The organism is Amycolatopsis jiangsuensis, assembly GCF_014204865.1.
In the GTDB taxonomy this organism is placed as follows: Bacteria; Actinomycetota; Actinomycetes; order Mycobacteriales; family Pseudonocardiaceae; genus Amycolatopsis; species Amycolatopsis jiangsuensis.
Map to the genome: position 1 here is coordinate 1 of NZ_JACHMG010000001.1, position 17109 is coordinate 17109.

General features: G+C 70.5%; 15 protein-coding genes and 1 riboswitch. Of the genes, 7 read left to right on the forward strand and 8 right to left on the reverse strand.

What is annotated here, in order from left to right:
- The first annotated feature begins 39 nt into the window (after positions 1 to 39).
- Positions 40 to 2424 carry a ComEC/Rec2 family competence protein gene (locus BJY18_RS00005; protein ID WP_184776672.1) on the forward strand — a complete coding sequence of 795 codons (2385 nt, stop codon included), beginning with the start codon at positions 40 to 42 and terminating at the stop codon, positions 2422 to 2424.
- A gap of 82 nt (positions 2425 to 2506) precedes the next feature.
- On the opposite strand, the gene thrC is transcribed toward BJY18_RS00005, so the two are convergent.
- Positions 2507 to 3772: a threonine synthase gene (thrC, locus tag BJY18_RS00010; protein ID WP_184776673.1), complete on the reverse strand. Its 1266-nt coding sequence runs from the start codon at positions 3770 to 3772 to the stop codon at positions 2507 to 2509.
- A gap of 13 nt (positions 3773 to 3785) precedes the next feature.
- Positions 3786 to 3919, reverse strand: a riboswitch (SAM riboswitch).
- Between the two features lie 133 nt (positions 3920 to 4052).
- On the opposite strand from thrC, the gene holA reads away from it, so the two are divergent.
- Positions 4053 to 5024: a DNA polymerase III subunit delta gene (holA, locus tag BJY18_RS00015; protein WP_184776674.1), complete on the forward strand. Its 972-nt coding sequence runs from the start codon at positions 4053 to 4055 to the stop codon at positions 5022 to 5024.
- A gap of 1025 nt (positions 5025 to 6049) precedes the next feature.
- On the opposite strand, the gene rpsT is transcribed toward holA, so the two are convergent.
- A complete protein-coding gene (gene rpsT, locus BJY18_RS00020) occupies positions 6050 to 6310 on the reverse strand; it encodes a 30S ribosomal protein S20 (RefSeq protein ID WP_120023376.1) in 261 nt (86 codons plus the stop codon).
- Between the two features lie 368 nt (positions 6311 to 6678).
- Between rpsT and BJY18_RS00025 the strand changes: the two genes are divergently transcribed.
- Entirely contained in the window at positions 6679 to 7542 is an 864-nt protein-coding gene (locus BJY18_RS00025) for a DMT family transporter (protein ID WP_184776675.1), read from the forward strand.
- A gap of 23 nt (positions 7543 to 7565) precedes the next feature.
- Positions 7566 to 7940, forward strand: coding sequence for a VOC family protein (locus tag BJY18_RS00030; protein ID WP_184776676.1), 375 nt, complete (start codon positions 7566 to 7568; stop codon positions 7938 to 7940).
- Here the strand turns inward: BJY18_RS00030 and BJY18_RS00035 are convergent.
- Positions 7937 to 8548 carry a class I SAM-dependent methyltransferase gene (locus BJY18_RS00035; RefSeq protein ID WP_184776677.1) on the reverse strand — a complete coding sequence of 204 codons (612 nt, stop codon included), beginning with the start codon at positions 8546 to 8548 and terminating at the stop codon, positions 7937 to 7939. The two genes, BJY18_RS00030 and BJY18_RS00035, sit on opposite strands and share 4 nt — an antisense overlap.
- A gap of 116 nt (positions 8549 to 8664) precedes the next feature.
- Here BJY18_RS00035 and lepA point away from each other — a divergent pair, with 116 nt between their 5' ends.
- A complete protein-coding gene (lepA, locus tag BJY18_RS00040) occupies positions 8665 to 10515 on the forward strand; it encodes a translation elongation factor 4 (protein WP_184776678.1) in 1851 nt (616 codons plus the stop codon).
- A 103-nt stretch (positions 10516 to 10618) separates the two neighbouring features.
- A complete protein-coding gene (locus BJY18_RS00045; RefSeq protein ID WP_184776679.1) occupies positions 10619 to 11194 on the forward strand; it encodes a Uma2 family endonuclease in 576 nt (191 codons plus the stop codon).
- Between the two features lie 188 nt (positions 11195 to 11382).
- Here BJY18_RS00045 and BJY18_RS36530 read toward each other — a convergent pair whose 3' ends face one another.
- Together BJY18_RS36530 and BJY18_RS00055 are read right to left on the reverse strand one after the other, a co-directional pair.
- Positions 11383 to 11589 (reverse strand): hypothetical protein, encoded by a 207-nt coding sequence (locus BJY18_RS36530; protein WP_184785062.1) that lies wholly within the window; start codon positions 11587 to 11589, stop codon positions 11383 to 11385.
- A 156-nt stretch (positions 11590 to 11745) separates the two neighbouring features.
- Complete coding sequence (locus BJY18_RS00055) at positions 11746 to 12192, reverse strand: pyridoxamine 5'-phosphate oxidase family protein (RefSeq protein WP_184776680.1); 447 nt, start codon at positions 12190 to 12192, stop codon at positions 11746 to 11748.
- A 52-nt stretch (positions 12193 to 12244) separates the two neighbouring features.
- Between BJY18_RS00055 and BJY18_RS00060 the strand changes: the two genes are divergently transcribed.
- On the forward strand, positions 12245 to 13294 hold the full coding sequence (locus BJY18_RS00060) for an NAD(P)H-dependent flavin oxidoreductase (RefSeq protein WP_184776681.1): 1050 nt from the start codon (positions 12245 to 12247) through the stop codon (positions 13292 to 13294).
- A gap of 46 nt (positions 13295 to 13340) precedes the next feature.
- Here BJY18_RS00060 and BJY18_RS00065 read toward each other — a convergent pair whose 3' ends face one another.
- The 3 genes from BJY18_RS00065 to BJY18_RS00075 form a co-directional block, all read right to left on the reverse strand.
- Entirely contained in the window at positions 13341 to 14801 is a 1461-nt protein-coding gene (locus BJY18_RS00065; RefSeq protein WP_184776682.1) for an amino acid permease, read from the reverse strand.
- 129 nt (positions 14802 to 14930) lie between these two features.
- Entirely contained in the window at positions 14931 to 15953 is a 1023-nt protein-coding gene (locus BJY18_RS00070; RefSeq protein WP_184776683.1) for an alpha/beta fold hydrolase, read from the reverse strand.
- 156 nt (positions 15954 to 16109) lie between these two features.
- Positions 16110 to 17075: a zinc-binding dehydrogenase gene (locus BJY18_RS00075; protein WP_184776684.1), complete on the reverse strand. Its 966-nt coding sequence runs from the start codon at positions 17073 to 17075 to the stop codon at positions 16110 to 16112.
- Positions 17076 to 17109: the final 34 nt, after the last annotated feature.

Consider the following 17109-nt stretch of genomic DNA (forward strand, 5'->3'; position numbering starts at 1 on the left):
GAGCAAATTCGAGAAGCTGCGCGAGCAGGTGAGCGTCGGATGACGATCACCAGCCGCTCGGAGCGCCGGGCCTTGCGTGACCACGATTTCCGCCTCGTCCCGGCGGCTGTCGCCGGGTGGGCGGGCGCGCTCGCCGGGCTGCGGCTCGGCTGGTGGGCAGCAGTCGTGGTGGGTGCCCTGGCGACAGGCGTGGCGCTGATAATCCTCGTGCGTGGCCGCGCCCGGTTCACCGGTACGGCCGGAGCTCTGCTGCTGCTTGGCCTTGTCGCCGCGATCCCCACTGCGGCACGAATTCACGGCGCCGAGCACGACTCACTCGCGTCAGCTGCGGCGCGGGGGACCGTGGCTACGCTGCGCGTCGAGATCAGTGAACGCCCGCGTCCGATGCACCAGGCGGGCTACGCCGATCAGCAAGCCGGCACGCGGTCGGTGGCGATTCCAGTGGCGGCGGAAGCGGCCACAGTGGACGGACAGGCGATCGCATCGACCGGGCGGGTTCTCCTGCTCGCTCCGGTCGCGGGATGGGGCACGGTGCTCCCGGGGCAGGAAGTGACCGCGTCCGGACGGCTCGCCCCCGCCCGAGGCGGCGACCTGACGGTGGCAGTGCTTTCCGTCCGTGGCAGTCCTTCCGAGGCCACACCGGCGCCCTGGTGGCAACGGGCGGCGCAGGCCTTGCGGAGCGGATTGCACTCCCTGTGCTCGATCCTGCCCGACGAACCGGCGGGACTGTTGCCCGGTCTCGTACTGGGAGACACGAGTGCGCTGCCGCAACAGGTGGAGCAGGAGTTCACCGCCTCCGGGCTCACCCACCTGATGGCAGTGAGCGGCGGGAACGTGGCCATTGTGTGCGGTGCCGTGCTGCTGCTGTGCCGGCTGCTTCGGGCCGGACCGAGGCTGTCCGCGGTGGCGGCCGGTGGTTGCCTGGTTGGATTTTTGGTCCTCGTCGGCCCCGAACCGAGTGTGGTGCGGGCCGGAGTGATGGGTGCGGTCGGGCTGCTCGCGCTGGCGCTGGGTCGGCGTGGTTCCGCGCTGCCCGCGCTCGCGTTCGCGGTGTGCGCGCTTGTCGCGTGGGATCCGGCGATGGCAGCAAACTTCGGGTTCGCGTTGTCGGTCTTCGCGACGGCCGGGCTGGTACTGCTCGCGCCGCGGTGGGCGGATTCTCTGGCACGGCGCGGGATTCCACCGGGCTACGCGGAAGGACTGGCGGTCCCGCTGGCGGCGTTCGTGGTCACCGCGCCGGTGATCGCCGGGATGGCAGGCACCGTCAGCCTGGTCTCAGTGGTCACCAACGTGCTCGCCGCGCCGGTGGTCGCGCCGGTCACCGTGCTGGGCGTGCTGGCCACGGTCGTCGGCCCGTGGTGGACCGGGGCCGGGCATCTGCTGGTACGGCTGGCCGATCCGGAAGCACGATGGCTGATCGCCGTGGCCCGGCAGGGTGCCCGGGCGCCCGGCGCGGTGCTCGGCTGGCCCGGTGGCTGGCTTGGCGGCCTGTGTGCGGCGGGTGTGCTGGTGCTCGTCGCCGTGGTGCTGCGGTTCCGGCGGATGCGGGTGCTCGTGGCGGTCGGGCTGGTCGTGGTGCTGCTCGCGGTCGTCCCGGCACGGGTACTGGAACCCGGCTGGCCACCGAAGGGATGGGCGGTGGTGGAGTGCGACGTCGGGCAGGGTGACGCCCTCGTCCTCGCCACGGCCGAACCCGGGCGCGCGGTGGTGGTCGACACCGGACCCGAACCGGGACCAGTCGACGAATGCCTGCACCGGCTGGGCGTCGACCGCGTGCCGTTGATCGTGCTGAGTCACCTGCACGCCGACCACGTGGGCGGGCTCGCGTCCGTGTTCGACGGGCGGGCCGTCGGTGCGGTCGCGGTCGGGCCAGGGCGGGCGCCCGCGTGGGCGTGGCAGCAGGTTTCCTCGGAGGCCGCGCAGCATCGGGTACCGCTGGTACAGCTGAGCCAGGGACAGCGGCTGGACTGGCCGGGGTTGTCCCTCGACGTCCTCGGGCCGCGCTACGCCAGCAGGCGGTCGCCGGCCCTCCAGGACGGCACGATGATCAACAACAGTTCGCTGGTGCTGCGCGCGACCACGCCGGCCGGCCGGGTGCTGCTGAGCGGAGATGTCGAACTCGCCGCACAGGCCGACTTGCTGGCCGAAGGGGCGGATCTCCGTGCGGACGTGCTCAAGGTTCCGCACCACGGTTCGAAGTACTCGCTGCCGCAGTTTCTCGCCGCGGTACGCCCGCGTGCGGCGTTGATCAGCGTCGGCGCGGACAACGGGTACGGGCATCCGAGCAAGTCCACAGTGGACGTACTGGGCACGTTGGGTGTCCTGGTCACCCGGACCGACCTCGACGGAGACACCGCGGTGCTGCCCGGGGACGGCGGGCCGGCGGTCGCGCGCCGCGGAGAGCCGCGCGGGCCGCCGCATTAGCCGGCTAGGTCGCCCTTCGCTGTGCGGTGGTGGCTGTGGAGACAGCCACCACCGCCGGAGGTGCTGTGGCCCGGGTCTCGGCTCAGTAGCCGAGGGCCTTGCTCACGGCGTCCGTGGACGGCGGCACCGTGGCCTTCGGGCCGACGTGGTTCTCCACCGCGTCGAGGGTCTTGAGGCCGTCGCCGGTGATCAGGAGCACGGTTTCGGCGTCCGGGTCGAGCTTGCCGGTCTCCACCAGCTTCTTGGCGGTGGCGACGGTGACGCCGCCCGCGGTCTCGGTGAAGATGCCTTCGGTGCGGGCGAGCAGCCGGATGCCCTCCACGACCTCCTCGTCGGTCACGTCCTCGATCGCGCCACCGGTGCGGTTGACCACGTCGAGAACGTAGGGGCCGTCGGCCGGGTTGCCGATCGCGAGCGAGCGGGCGATGGTGTCGGGCTTCACCGGCTGGACCACGTCGTGCCCGTTGCGGTAGGCCGTCGACACCGGGGAGCAGCCGGTGGCCTGGGCACCGAACACCTTGTACGGGCTCGATTCCACCAGACCGAGCTGGCCGAGTTCGCGGAAACCCTTGTCCACCTTGGTCAGCTGGGAACCGGAGGCGATGGGCACCACGATCTGTTCCGGCAGGCGCCAGCCGAGCTGTTCGGCGACCTCGAAGCCGAGCGTCTTCGAACCCTCGGAGTAGTAGGGGCGGACGTTGACGTTGACGAAAGCCCACTTCGGGTGCTCGGCGGCCAGTTCGGTGGCGAGCCGGTTCACGTCGTCGTAGTTGCCGTCGACGGCGACCAGGTCGCCGTCGTAGACCGCGGTGGTGAGAATCTTGGCGCGTTCGAGGGACTTCGGGATCAGCACGACCGACCGCCAGCCCGCGCGCGCGGCGGCGGCCGCGGTCGCGTTGGCCAGGTTGCCGGTCGAGGGACACGCGAGGACCTCGAAGCCGAACTCGCGGGCGGCGGCCAGTGCCACGGCGACCACACGGTCCTTGAACGAGTGGGTGGGGTTGCCGGTGTCGTCCTTGACCCACACGCGCTTCAGCCCGAGTGCTTTGGCGAGCCGGTCGGCGCGCACCAGCCGGGTGCCGCCCGGTTCGGTGTTCGGGGTCTCCTCGACGGTCGAGGGGACGGGAAGGAGTTTCTTGTAACGCCAGATGTTCTTGGGGCCGGACTCGATGTCCTCGCGGCGCACACGGCCGAAGTCGTAGGCGACCTCGAGCGGCGAGAAGTCCTCGGCGGACACGAACTCCGGGGCGAGCGGCTGCCGGTGTCCCTCTTCCTTCGACACCAGCTCGACGGCGGGGCCGAGGTCGAGCTTGGTGGAGGTGGAGGTCGTGCCGAGGGATGCGGTCATCGCGAGGTTCCTTTCCTCATCTGTCCCGCTGTGGCGGGCCGGAATTGGCACCGTGGTCGTCAGCTACCCCGCGATCGCGGGATGACGGGCTGTACGCCGGTTGCCGGGGCTTCGTCGGGCCGTTCCCTCTGCCCCTCTGGATGAGCGGTATTCGGTTGTGGGCGCGCCGCGGTGGGCGCTGCCTGGGCTACACCGTACGACACACCGATCGCCTCGTGCCACGGAGGCGGGCCAGATCACCGGAGCGGGCGCACCGGTGGCCGGGTGAGAAGATGTCCGGGTGACCACCGCACCCGCGCCGCTGCACCTCGTCACCGGCGAGGAAGAACTGCTCATCGAACGGGCCGTGCGTGCCGCACTGGACGCGGCACGGGCCGCGGACTCGACGGCCGACCTGACCCGGATGCGCGTGTCCGAACTCACACCGCCGGAGCTGGCCGAGATGGTGAGCCCTTCGCTTTTCGCTGAGGGCCGGGTGATCGTACTGGAGTCGGCGCAGGACATCTCGCAGGACCTGTCCGATGCCGTGCTCGGCTATCTGAAGGCGCCGGCCGAAGGCGTGGTGCTCGTGGTCGTGCACAGCGGCGGCGGGCGCAGCAAGGCGGCGAAGGCGCTGCCCGCCGCGCTGAAAAAGGCGGGCGCGGAGATCACCGAATGCGCCAAGCTCACCAAGCCTGCCGAGCGGGAATCGTTCGTGCGTAACGAGGTTCGCCGCGCGGGCGGCAAGATCGACGCGGCCGGGGTGCAGGCCTTGCTCGATTCCGTGGGGTCCGACCTGCGCGAACTGTCCTCGGCGGCGACCCAGCTGGTCGCCGACACCGGCGGCGCGATCGACGAGCAGGCCGTACGCCGCTACCACACCGGGCGGGCGGACGTGACCGGGTTCGCGGTCGCGGAGAAAGCCGTGGGTGGCGACCGTGCGGCTGCTCTGGAGTCGCTGCGCTGGGCGATGCAGCTGGGAGTCCCACACGTCCTGGTCGCCGACGCGCTGGCTGACGCGGTCCGCACCATCGCCCGCGTCTCGGCGGCGGGCCGCGGCAACCCGAACCAGATGGCCGGCGAGCTCGGCATGCCGCCGTGGAAGATCCGCAAGGCGCAAGGCCAGTCCCGAGGCTGGGGCCAAGACGGCCTTGCCGCCGCGATGCGCGTGGTGGCAAGGCTGAACGCCGAGGTGAAAGGCGCGGCCGCCGACGCGGACTACGCCCTGGAACGAGCGGTGGTCGAGGTAGTGACCGCGAAAGGCGAACGCTGAACCTGCGGTACACCGGCGAGACGCGCAGCCGGCACCGCCACGCGCCCCGACGACGCAGCTGGGCGCCGTAAATCCGGCGCCGGCCGACGATGCGCCCGGAGTGAAGTGCTCGGCAAGGCCTCCGCGAGGAACGGGCAGTCGCGGGCGCCAGAAGCCGTGGTCCGGCGGAGCCGAGGTACCGATGCTGGAGCCGGGGTCCGCGCGGTGTCTGGCTGGCTGCCGAGCTTGTCTTCGGGCGCCGGACTGAGGAATCCGTGAGGTTCTGGCTGGTGGCGTGCCTGTGTTACGGGTGTTGGTGTGAGGGACCCGCTCGGTGTCTGGTCGGGTGGCGTGCCTGTGCTGGGGTGGTGAAGCGGGGAACCCACTCGGTGTCTGGTTGGGTGCCGAGGCTCTCCCGGGGTGCTGCGGCGAACGGCGGACGAGGTGTCAGCCGGTTGCCGGGTTCGGCCCCCGGACGTTGCGTCCGGAATCCGAGGCGCCGACCCAGAGTGGGAGTTGTGGCACCGGCCCTGAGGCACCGAGCCAGGGGGCTCGCGGCACCGGTTCCGAGGCATCGTGCCCGGGTGGGACTTGTGGCGCCGGACCTGGGGCATTGTGCTCGGGTGGGACTTGCGGCACTGGATGCGAGGCATCGAGTCCGAGCGGAGGTCGCGGTACCCGGCCCGGCCTGACAGCGAGCCTGAACGAACCTGCGGCGCAGAACCCAAGAAGCAGGACCCGAGACACCAGCCCCGCAGAAGTCGGGCCTGGCGACACCGCCTCGGGGATGTCGCGCTCGGAGACACCGGCCCTGGAGATTGACGGATCGGAAACGTCGGCCCCGGAGACGCGTGGCCTCTTGCCCGAGGAGCGTGCGAAACGTCGGATTCTGAGATTCCGAACCCGAGACACCGAGCTTGGATGTAGCGAGCCGGGCCACGCCAAGTCCGGCCACGCCAAGCCCGGATGTACCGAGCGGGACACACCAAGCCCGGACACACGAAAGGCCCGGTGACCGAGGTCGCCGGGCCTTCCGAGAACGAGCCTCAGAGCTGGTTCGCGCGCTTCGCGATCGCGGACTTCTTGTTCGCGGCCTGGTTGGCGTGAATGACGCCCTTGGTGACGGCCTTGTCGAGCTTGCGGGCGGCCTCGCGCTGGAGCTCGAGGGCCTTGTCCTTGTCGCCCGACTCGGCGGCTTCGCGGAACTTGCGGATCGCGGTCTTCACCGAGGACCGGATCGCCAGGTTGCGCTGCCGCGCCTTCTCGTTCGTGGTGATGCGCTTGATCTGCGACTTGATGTTGGCCATGGAGGGATCCTGCTTTCACTCGGTGAAGGTCGTCGCCGCGACGTTTCGGCTCCGGGACGCCCGCGAAGGCGGCCGGGTTTCCTCCCTGACGGAATGCCGCACGGCAACGAGCGAGCAGCTTAACAGTCCGGGCCCGCACACTCCGACGGTGCCCCCTTGCGCCGTCGGTTACCGTGGATCTCGATAGTGCCTAGGGTTCCGCCGCCGGCCCGTGGCCGCTCCGCCGAGTGGCCGTCGAGACAACGAGGGCCGGTGGGGCTGGTCCGAGCGGCACCGTCGGCCGAGACAGGGTGCCGGCCGTTCATCTGACGGGACAAAAGCCTGGAGGACCCGGTCTTCGGCGTGCGCGGAAGACCAGAAGGGTTCTCGTGAACGGCACTGCGCTCGCCATGGTCCTCGTCGCCGCGGTCGTGCACGCGGTCTGGAATCTCGCGGCCAAGCGGGTCTCCGGCGGCGGCGCGCGCTTCGTCTGGCTCTACTACACCGTCTCCGCGGTGCTCATGCTGCCGATCGTGGTGGTCGCGCTGGTCGTCGAGCCGGAGCGTCCACAGTGGAGCTGGCTGGGTGCCGCGCTCGTCACGGCCGTCTTCCACGTCGGGTACGGGATCGTGCTGCAGCGCGGTTACCACGTCGGCGACCTGTCGCTGGTCTATCCGCTCGCGCGCGGCACCGGGCCGCTGCTGTCGGTTCTCGCGGCAGTTCTCGTGCTGCACGAGCGGCCGGGTGTGCTCGGGCTCGTCGGTGCGTTCCTCGTGGTGGCCGGCGTGCTCGTGATCAGTCTCGGCGGCAGCGACGCCGCGGCCGGGGCACGGCGAGCCGGGATCTTCTACGGCGTGCTCACCGGCGCCACGATCGCGGCGTACACCCTCTGGGACGCCCATTCGGTCACCTCGGTCGGGGTACCTCCGCTGGTGTACTTCGGTGGCGGTGCGCTGGGGCAGAGCCTGTTGCTCGCGCCGGCGGCCATGCGGGGCCGGGCCGAGGTCGGGCGGCTCTGGCGGGACCACCGCCGCGAAGTGCTGCTCGTCGGCATCGCTTCGCCGGTGGCGTACCTGCTGGTGCTGTACGCGCTGCGGATCGCGCCGGTGAGCCTCGTCGCACCGGCTCGGGAGCTCTCGATCGTGCTCGGCGGGGTCGCCGCGTGGCTGCTGCTGGGGGAGCGCAACGCGGTACGCCGGCTGGTGGGCTCGGTCGTGGTGCTGGCCGGGATCGCCGCGATTGCGGTCGCCTGAGCCGCTGGAGTAGGGATGCAGCCATGGAAGTACTGAGCAGCCGGGTGCTGATCCACCCCCGCGATCCGCAGGTCTCGACGGCGTTCTACCGGGACACGCTCGGGCTGGCGGTCGAACGTGAATTCCCCGGCGGCACGAGGTTCTTCGCCGGTGGCGGCTCGATCGAGGTGGTCGGCACCGGGGAGAGCACCCCGAGCCAGGACGTCAACCTCTTCCTGCAGGTCCGTGATCTGCCCGCGGTGCTCGCCGAACTGGCCGGGCGCGGTGTCCGCCCGGTGCGCGGGCCGCAACGCGAGCCCTGGGGGACGGACGAGGCGTGGATCACCGATCCGGACGGGCTGCGCATCGTGCTCGTCGAAGTGCCCGAGGACCATCCACTGCGCCGCGACAAGCGTTAGCCCGGCCTGCGTGCCCGCAGCTGCGCGGCCAGCGCGGCGAAACCGGGCGGGTCCCAGGTCCAGGTCTGCAGGTCGGTGAAGCCCGCGGCGGTGGCTTCGTCGGCGAGTTCGTGCCGGGTGACCGGCAGCCACTTCTCGTGCGCGGACAGCAACAGCCGTCCGCCGGGACGCAGCACCCGCAGCAGTTCGGCGAACGCGGCCGGCCGGTCGTCCCACAGCTGGACGTTGTTCACCGTCAGCACCACGTCCACGCAGGCGTCCGCGGAGCCGGTGCGGGCCGCCGTGCCTGTCCGCAGCTCGGCCCGGTCGCCACAGCGTTCCTGGCAGAGCGCACGCATCTCGGCGGACGGCTCGACGCCGATCACCTCGCCGGCCAGCCGGCTCGCGGCGTCGAGGCCGACCCCGGGGCCGGGGCCGACGACGAGCACCGTCTCGTCGGGTTCGAGCCGGGCGAGGTCGACGAGACGGCGTTCGGTGGCCGCGTTGCCGAGCGCCATCAGCCGGCCGCCGAGCCGGCCGAGCATGCCGCTGGGGTGCCCGAACGCCCGGTCCAGCGCGGCCTCCAGGCCGCCGCCGGGGTCGGGCGCGGAGGAATGCGAAGTGGTCATCCTTCGAGGTCACCACGAGCTTCACGACCCCGCATCGGGGATGACCCCCACCCGCACCCGGAGGTCCATGGGAACATGGTGTCCGGACACCCCCGACCATCCCGAGGACAGCCCGAGTGACAGCGCCCAAGACGTTCGCCGACACCACCTTCACGCCGCCGGAGTTCATTCGCAACTTCTGCATCATCGCGCACATCGACCACGGCAAGTCGACCCTGGCCGACCGGATGCTGCAGCTCACCGGCGTCGTCGAGGAACGGGCCATGCGCGCGCAGTACCTCGACCGGATGGACATCGAGCGGGAACGCGGCATCACGATCAAAGCGCAGAACGTGCGGCTGCCGTGGCGCCTGGACGGCCAGGACCACGTGCTGCACCTGATCGACACCCCCGGCCACGTCGACTTCACCTACGAGGTCTCCCGCGCGCTGGAAGCCTGTGAGGGCGCGATCCTGCTGGTCGACGCCGCGCAGGGGATCGAGGCGCAGACCCTGGCCAACCTGTACCTGGCGCTCGAGAACGACCTGCACATCATCCCGGTGCTCAACAAGATCGACCTGCCCTCGGCCGATCCGGACAAGTACGCGGCCGAGATCGCGCACATCATCGGCTGCGAGCCGACCGACGTGCTGCGGGTGTCGGCGAAGACCGGCATGGGCGTGACCGAGCTGCTCGACGAGTGCGTGCGCCAGGTCCCGCCGCCGGTCGGCGACGCGGACGCGCCGCCCCGGGCGATGATCTTCGACTCGGTCTACGACACCTATCGCGGCGTGGTCACCTACATCCGCGTGGTGGACGGCCGGATCACCCCGCGCGAGAAGATCCGGATGATGTCCACCGGCGCCACGCACGAGCTGCTGGAGGTCGGCATCATCTCGCCGGAGCCCAAAGCCAGCAAGGGCCTGGGCGTCGGCGAGGTCGGCTACCTGATCACCGGCGTGAAGGACGTGCGCCAGTCGAAGGTCGGCGACACCGTGACCGCCGAGCGGGGCGGCGCGGAACAGCCGCTGGCCGGCTACCGCGAACCGAAGCCGATGGTGTTCTCCGGGCTGTACCCGGTGGACGGATCGGACTATCCGGAGCTGCGCGAGGCGCTGGAGAAGCTGCAGCTCAACGACGCCGCGCTGACGTACGAGCCGGAAACGTCGGTGGCACTGGGCTTCGGCTTCCGCTGCGGTTTCCTCGGCCTGCTGCACCTGGAGATCACCCGCGACCGGCTCGAGCGGGAGTTCGGCCTCGACCTCATCTCGACCGCGCCGAACGTGGTGTACCGGGTGCTGCTGGAGGACCACACCGAGGTCGTGGTCACCAACCCGTCGGACTGGCCGACCGGGCTGAAGATCGCCGAGGTGCACGAGCCGGTGTCGAAGGTGAGCGTCCTCGCGCCCTCGGAGTTCGTCGGCACGATCATGGAGCTCTGCCAGTCCAAGCGCGGCACGCTGCTGGGGATGGACTACCTGTCCGAGGAGCGGGTGGAGCTGCGGTACCAGATCCCGCTCGCGGAGATCATCTTCGACTTCTTCGACACGCTGAAGTCCCGCACCCGCGGGTACGCCTCGCTCGACTACGAGGAGGCCGGCGAGCAGATGGCCGATCTGGTGAAGGTCGACATCCTGCTGCAGGGCGAGACGGTGGACGCGTTCTCCGCGATCGTGCACAAGGAGGCGGCCTACACCTACGGCAACCGGATGGCCACGCGGTTGCGCGAGCTGATCCCGCGCCAGCAGTTCGAGGTGCCGATCCAGGCCGCGATCGGCTCGCGGATCATCGCGCGCGAGACGATTCGCGCGATCCGCAAGGACGTGCTCGCCAAGTGCTACGGCGGGGACATCTCCCGCAAGCGGAAGCTGCTGGAGAAGCAGAAGGAAGGCAAGAAGCGGATGAAGACCGTGGGCCGGGTCGAGGTCCCGCAGGAGGCCTTCGTCGCCGCACTGTCCACTGAGGACAACGGGAAGAACAAGAAGTAAGCCCCACTCTTACGGGTGAACGGCGGCCGCGGGATGCCCGTGGCCGCCGTTTCTGTCGGTGGCCTCTGCTGTGCTCTGGTGCGGACAGGGAAAGGAGAGCACCATGACGGTCATGACGGACATCGAGCATCCGCCCGGAGCAGGTCCCATGACGGTGCGCGACCTCGAGGGGATGCCAGAGGATGGCCGCCGTCACGAACTCATCGACGGGGTGCTCGTCGTGAGTCCCGCACCGGGTTTCAGACATCAGAAAGTAGTCTTGCTCTTGTCGTTCGCGCTCGAATCTGCGCGGCCGCCGGACCTGGAGGTACTGACCGCGCCGTTCGCTGTGCACTCCGGTGACAGTGTCGAGTTGCAGCCGGACGTCCTGGTCGGACGAGCCGAGGACTTCACCGACACGGACCTGCCGGCGCCGCCCGTGCTCGCGGTCGAGGTGCTGTCCCCGAGCACGGCGATCCACGACCTCAACACCAAGAAGGCCGCCTACGAACGGCTGGGGGTGCCGAGCTACTGGGTGATCGACCCGGTCGCACCGGCGATCACGGTGTTCGAGGTGGACAGTGACGGCTGCTATCAGCAGGTCGCCAAAGCCGCCGGAGCCGAGTCGTACGAGGCACTGCGGCCGTTCCCGGTGCGGCTGGTCCCGGACGAGTTGCTGGGTGGCCGCTTGGCCGGCTGACCGGCCGGGGCTGGTTCCGGACGAGTTGCTGGGTGGCCGCTTGGCCGGCTGACCGGCCGGGGCTGGTTCCGGACGAGTTGCTGGGCGGCCGCACGGCCGGCGGGCAGGAGTCACGTCCACGCCTGTACCCACGGAGCCCTGCCCGGTCCCACGCCCCGCCACCCGGCGGGACGTGGGCGGTGGCCGGGTCAGCTCACGCCGAGCAGGGTGGCCAATGCGCTCACCAAGGAGGCCGACGTGCTCGCGACCGTCGAGTCGAGGTACTCCGCGATCGGGGTGAGTTCGGCGGCCGAGGCAGAGCCACCGGCCAGTGCGAGCATCGGGACGGCGAACGCGCCGGTCACCAGGGTGCGCTTCAGCCAGCGGTGGCGGGCGGTCGGGGGCTGGTCGGTCATGATGGTCCTCTCGTCGAAGCGGGTGTGCCGGATGGACCCTGCCCCCGAGAAACAGGACGAACAAGACGATTTACCAGCAGTTGACGATCAGGCAACAAGGTCCCCGCGATCGGGTGAGTTCCGGTTAACCGGGTGGACGCCCGGTTCGTAACAAGATCACGCCACGCCCAGGATTCGGTCTGCGGTGACGAGGACCGCGGTGCGGCGTTCGGCTGCCATGACGCGGTCGTACTCGGTCCAGTCTTCGTGGGTGCCGGTTGCGGACGTGAACACCTCGCGCAGCAGTGTCGGCAGGTCGGCCGCGGGGAAGGCCTGGTCCGGGTCGTCCGGGCCGAGGAGGTGGGTGCGGCCGGTCACCGACGCCCAGTGCCAGCCGCGGCGGAAGGTCACCGTGGCGTGGCCGGTGTGGCGCAGCAGGGCGAGCTTCCGTGCGTCGCCGCGGGCGATGAAGGCGACGCAGGGCACGCCGGTCACCGGGTCGGGGTGGACGCCGGCGTTGACGACCGTGCTGTGCACGGTTCCGTCGGTGCGGGTGGTCGCGATGGTCGCGAGCCCGTTTTCCTGCAGCGAAAGGGTGCGTACGGTGGCCAGATCGACAGTCATGTCCTTTCCAACGCGGGAAGGCCGCGAAATCTGCCGGGACTAGGCTCCGGTCATGTTCGAAGACCTGGAGTTCCCCGTGCTCGCCGCGCCGATGGCCGGCGGGCCGAGCACGCCCGAGCTGATCGGTGCGGTCACCGCGGCAGGCGGTCTCGGGTTCCTGCCCTCGGGCTACCTCTCGATCGAGACGTTCGAGGCCAAGCTCGCGCACACTGCCGACCTCACCGGCGGCCGCTACGGCGCCAACCTGTTCGTCCCCGGCAGCCGTTCCGCCGCCGACCTCACCGCGCACCGCGAACGGATGCTGGCCGAAGCGCTGCGCTACGGCGTCGAACCCGGTGAACCGGCGTGGGACGACGACGAGTACCCCGCGAAGCTCGACCTGGTGGTGCAGCGGCAGGTCCCGTTGGTCTCGTTCACCTTCGGTGCCCCGACCTCGGCCGAGGTGCAGCGGGTGCACGAGGCCGGCGGCAAGGTGCTGGTCTCGGTCACGAGCCCGGACGAGGCCGACCTCGCCGCGTCGCGCGGTGCGGACGCGCTGGTGGTGCAGGGAATGGAGGCCGGTGGCCACCGTGCGCTGTTCACCGACGACGCCACGGACCCGGCAGGCGGCGAACAGTACGGGCTGCTGGCGCTGCTGCGGCTGATCGGCGCGCGGACGAGCCTGCCGCTGGTGGCTTCGGGTGGGCTGGTGCACGGCGCCGACGTGGCCGCCGTGCTCGCCGCGGGTGCCTCAGCCGCCCAGCTGGGCACGGCGTTCCTGCAGGCCACCGAGGCCGGTACGGCCGACCCGCAGCGGCGGGCGCTGGCCGAGGCGGGGCGCCGGACGGCGTTCACGCGGGCGTTCAGCGGCCGCCCGGCCCGCGGCATGATGAACCGCGTGCTCAGCGACCTTTCCGCCGACGCGCCCGCGGCTTACCCGCAGCTGCACCACCTGAGCAAGCCGGTGCGCGCCGCAGCCGGACGCGCCGGTGATCCGGAGGCGATGTCGTTGTGGGCCGGGCAGACCTACCCGCTCGCCGGGGACGGATCCGCCGCGTCCATTGTGGAACGTCTGCGTGCTGAGGCGAAGGCGGCCGCGGGCCGGATCGATCGCTTGCGCTGAACGGAGCACGGGCCGCCCCCGGGGTCGATGAGGGCGGCCCGCCTGCTCAGTCCGAAGTGGACTCCGACTCGGCTGGACCGGTGCGGTGCAGCAGGGAGTGCCGCCGGCTGTAGCCGAAGTAGACCGCCATGCCGATCACGAACCAGATGCCGAAGCGCCACCACGTTTCCGGCTTCAGGAAGGTGATCAGCCAGATCGAGAACACGACGCCGATGATCGGCACCACCGGCATGCCCGGGGTCTTGAACGTACGGGGCAGGTCCGGACGCCGGTAGCGCAGCACGATCACCGCGATGCAGACGACCACGAAAGCCAGCAGAATTCCGATGTTCGTCAGCTCGGCGGCCTCGTTGATCGGCAGCACGCCCGCGATGATGGCCGACGCGATCCCCAGAACCCAGGTCATCCGGGAAGGCACCTTGCGTACCGAGTGCGTCTTCGAGAACCACTTGGGCAGCAGGCCGTCCCGGCTCATCGAGTAGCCGACCCTGGTCGCGCCGAGCATGAAGGTGAACAGCACGGTGAGGATGCCGATGATCGCGCCGACCGCGATCACCGCGCCCAGCCAGCCGAGGCCCACCTTCGCGAAGGCGTCGGAGAACGCCGCGTCCGGGTCGATGTCGGTGTACTTCACCATGCCGGTCAGCACGAGGCAGGCGAGCACGTACAGCACCATCGAGATCACCAGCGAGTAGATGATCGCCTTCGGCATGTGCTTCTGGGAGTCCTGCGATTCCTCGGCCGCCGTGGACATCGCGTCGTAGCCGAAAACGGCGAAGAAAACTGTCGCCGCACCGGTGAACGCGCCGCTGACGCCGAACGGGAAGAAGTTGCTGTAGTTGCCGGTCTTGATGTGGAACGCGCCGACCACGACCACCAGCACGACGAGCGCGACCTTCAGGTACACCAGCAGCGTCTCGAACCGCGCCGCGTTCTTCATGCCCTGGTTCAGGATGAACGCGATCAGCAGGCAGAGCAGCACGGCGAACAGGTTCACCTTGTACGAGCCGGAGGCCACGCCGTCCGGTTCGGTGCCCGGTGCGCCCGCCATCCACTGCGGCAGCGAAACGTGCAGGAAACTGAGCAGATCGTTGAAATAGCCGGAGATGCCGATCGCCACGACGGACACGATCGCGGTGTACTCCAGCAGCAGGTCCCAGCCGATGAACCAGCCGACGATCTCGCCGAGCACCGCGTAGCCGTAGGTGTAGGCCGAACCGGCGCGCGGGATCAGCCCGGCGAACTCGGCGTAGGAGAACGCCGCGGCGGCACTCGCGATACCGGCGATGAGGAACGAGATCAGCACCGCGGGTCCGGCGGTCTGGTTCGCCACCGCACCGGCGAGGGAGAAGATGCCGGCGCCGATGATGCCGCCGACGCCGATCGCGGTCAGCTGGCGCAACCCCAGCGTGCGTTGCAGGCCACTGTCACCGGACCCCTCGATCGTCTCGATCGGTTTGCGCCGGAAGATCCCGGACCCGGTACCCAGGCTGCGCGGAGCGGACATCGACGTCTCCTCAAGCGGTCGTGAAGCGAGCCCGGGCCACGGGCTCTGGCAGCGCACCGTACTAGGTCAGCGGTGCACCGGTCCGGGACCGGCGGATCGATGCCCGACCGTGACGATTCCGATGTCCTTTCAGCCGGTCGCGGTGTCCGATCCGGACTTCGCCCCGGCCTCCTCGGGCACCGCGAAGCCGGCACCGCGCACGGCCCCGGCGGTGAAGAAGGACAGCAGGTGCGAGACTTCCGGCGGATCGTCGAGCTGCGGGCAGTGGCCCCAGTCCTCGCGTACCAGCAGCCGGCTGTGCGGCACCAGGGTGTGCAGCCGTTTCCCGGACGCCGAGGTGACGAGCTTGTCCTTGCCACAGGCCACCACGAGCAGCGGGACACGCACCTGGTCGAGGTGGTAGGCGTCGGTCAGTTCGGCGACGAGCTGGCGGGCCTGCTCCAGCCGCTGGGTGGTGGCGCGGTAGTCCGGGAACAGCGTGGTGAACCGGCGCACCTGGCCGGCGTCCGCGTGCCGGGAGTCGGCGTAGAGAATCCTCGGCACGATCTGTTCGGCCACCGCGCGGACCAGGAAACCGGGCACCGGCACCGGAAGCGAGGAGTACAGCCGCAACGGCAGCGGGTTGCGTGCGACCGTGCGCACCAGCCACGAATCGACCAGGCCGGGGGCGGCGATCGACACCACCCCGGCCATCGGCAGCCGCGGGCTCTGCGCGGCGCGCAGGCCCAGCGTGCCGCCGAGGGAGTTGCCGGCGAGCACCACCGGCCCCAGCACCGACTGCTCGCGCACCACCGCGGCGGCGAACGCGTCGAGCTGCGGCAGCATCGGGCCGGGCCGCAGTGGCTGCGCGTCGCCGAAGCCGGGCAGGTCGACCGCGACCGCCGCGATGCCTTCCGCGGCGAGTTCGCCGAGTACCGGCCGCCACGTGTCCGCGCTGTCGCAGTAGCCGTGCAGCAGGACGAGGCGAGGGGCGCTCGGCTTGTCGGCCGGACGGCGGCGGGCGCGCCGGGGCGCCTCGGCGACCGGTGGACCGACCTCGAGCACCCGGGTCCGCACGCCGGCGAAGCGCCGGAAGGACTCCCGGATCGGCTCCGGATCACTGGGGTGCCGGCCGCCCCGATCGGCGGGTGCGGGCCGCTGCGTCGCGGTCATGTTCTCCAGGTTAACCGCCCAAGGTCGAAAACAGGTCGAACTTCGGGGGTCACCATCCGGTTGCGAATCCGGGGTGTTGACGATTCACCGCGCACCGGGTAGAAGCCCGGCCCGGGCCGCCGCGTGAGGCGGCCGACCCGGGCCGGAGCAGGGGTTTCAGCGGGTGAAGACGATCTTCCCGGCCGTCTCGCCGCCGGCCATCGCGCGGAAGCCTTCCGCCGCGTCGGCGAACGGCAGCTGGGTGCCGATCTGCGGCGTGATGCCCTTCAGGTCCAGATACCCGAGTAGATCGGCCAGTTCGTCGCGCGTGCCCATCGTCGAGCCGAGCACCCGCAGCTGCAGGAAGAACACCCGCTGCAGGTCCGCTGACGGGTCCGGTCCGCTGGTGGAACCGGACACCACGACCACGCCGCCCGGCTTGAGCGACTTCAGCGTGTGTCCCCAGGTGGCCTTGCCGACGGTCTCGAACGCCGCGTCCACCCGCTCGGGCAGCCGGGCGCCGGATTCGAACGTCTGGTGCGCGCCGACGCTCTCGGCCAGCGCCCGCTTCTCCTCGGAACGGCCGGTGACCCACACCCGGAAGCCGGCCGCGCGGCCGAGCGCGATCAGCGCGGTCGACACCCCGCCGGAGGCACCCTGCACCAGCATCGTCTGGCCGGGACGCAGTCCCGACTTCACGAACAGCATCCGGTAGGCGGTCAGCCAGGCCGTGCCCATGGTCGCGGCCTCGGGGAAGCTCAGCCCGGCCGGTTTGGGCACCGCGTTGCGCGCGGGCACCACGACCTGGTCGGCGAACGTGCCCTGGTGCTTCTCGGTGAGCAGCGTGCGCTTCGGGTCGAGTGTGTCGTCGCCCTGCCAGCCCGGCGCGTTGATCACCGAGTGCAGCACGACCTCGGTGCCGTCGTCCAGGGTCCCGGCCCCGTCGCAACCGAGGATCATCGGGAACTGGTCGGGCTTGATGCCGACGCCGCGCAACGTCCACAGGTCGTGCATGTTGAGGCTGGCGGCCTTGACGGTGACCCGGACCCAGCCCTCGGGCACCTCGGGTTCGGGCCGCTCGCCGACGACCAGAGAGTCGAGCGGGGACTCGGCGTTGGGTTCCTTCGCGTATACGGCGAACATTGCAGCAACCTACCGCCCCTCACCGTCCTCGCGC

Bases quoted from the DNA above. Each gene is read 5' to 3' on its own strand.
- BJY18_RS00005 (WP_184776672.1), top strand. From the start codon at position 40: ATGACGATCACCAGCCGCTCGGAGCGCCGGGCCTTGCGTGACCACGAT.
- thrC (WP_184776673.1), bottom strand. From the start codon at position 3,772: ATGACCGCATCCCTCGGCACGACCTCCACCTCCACCAAGCTCGACCTC.
- rpsT (WP_120023376.1), bottom strand. From the start codon at position 6,310: ATGGCCAACATCAAGTCGCAGATCAAGCGCATCACCACGAACGAGAAG.
- BJY18_RS00030 (WP_184776676.1), top strand. From the start codon at position 7,566: ATGGAAGTACTGAGCAGCCGGGTGCTGATCCACCCCCGCGATCCGCAG.
- BJY18_RS00035 (WP_184776677.1), bottom strand. From the start codon at position 8,548: ATGACCACTTCGCATTCCTCCGCGCCCGACCCCGGCGGCGGCCTGGAG.
- BJY18_RS00045 (WP_184776679.1), top strand. From the start codon at position 10,619: ATGACGGTCATGACGGACATCGAGCATCCGCCCGGAGCAGGTCCCATG.
- BJY18_RS36530 (WP_184785062.1), bottom strand. From the start codon at position 11,589: ATGACCGACCAGCCCCCGACCGCCCGCCACCGCTGGCTGAAGCGCACC.
- BJY18_RS00055 (WP_184776680.1), bottom strand. From the start codon at position 12,192: ATGACTGTCGATCTGGCCACCGTACGCACCCTTTCGCTGCAGGAAAAC.
- BJY18_RS00060 (WP_184776681.1), top strand. From the start codon at position 12,245: ATGTTCGAAGACCTGGAGTTCCCCGTGCTCGCCGCGCCGATGGCCGGC.
- BJY18_RS00065 (WP_184776682.1), bottom strand. From the start codon at position 14,801: ATGTCCGCTCCGCGCAGCCTGGGTACCGGGTCCGGGATCTTCCGGCGC.
- BJY18_RS00070 (WP_184776683.1), bottom strand. From the start codon at position 15,953: ATGACCGCGACGCAGCGGCCCGCACCCGCCGATCGGGGCGGCCGGCAC.
- BJY18_RS00075 (WP_184776684.1), bottom strand. From the start codon at position 17,075: ATGTTCGCCGTATACGCGAAGGAACCCAACGCCGAGTCCCCGCTCGAC.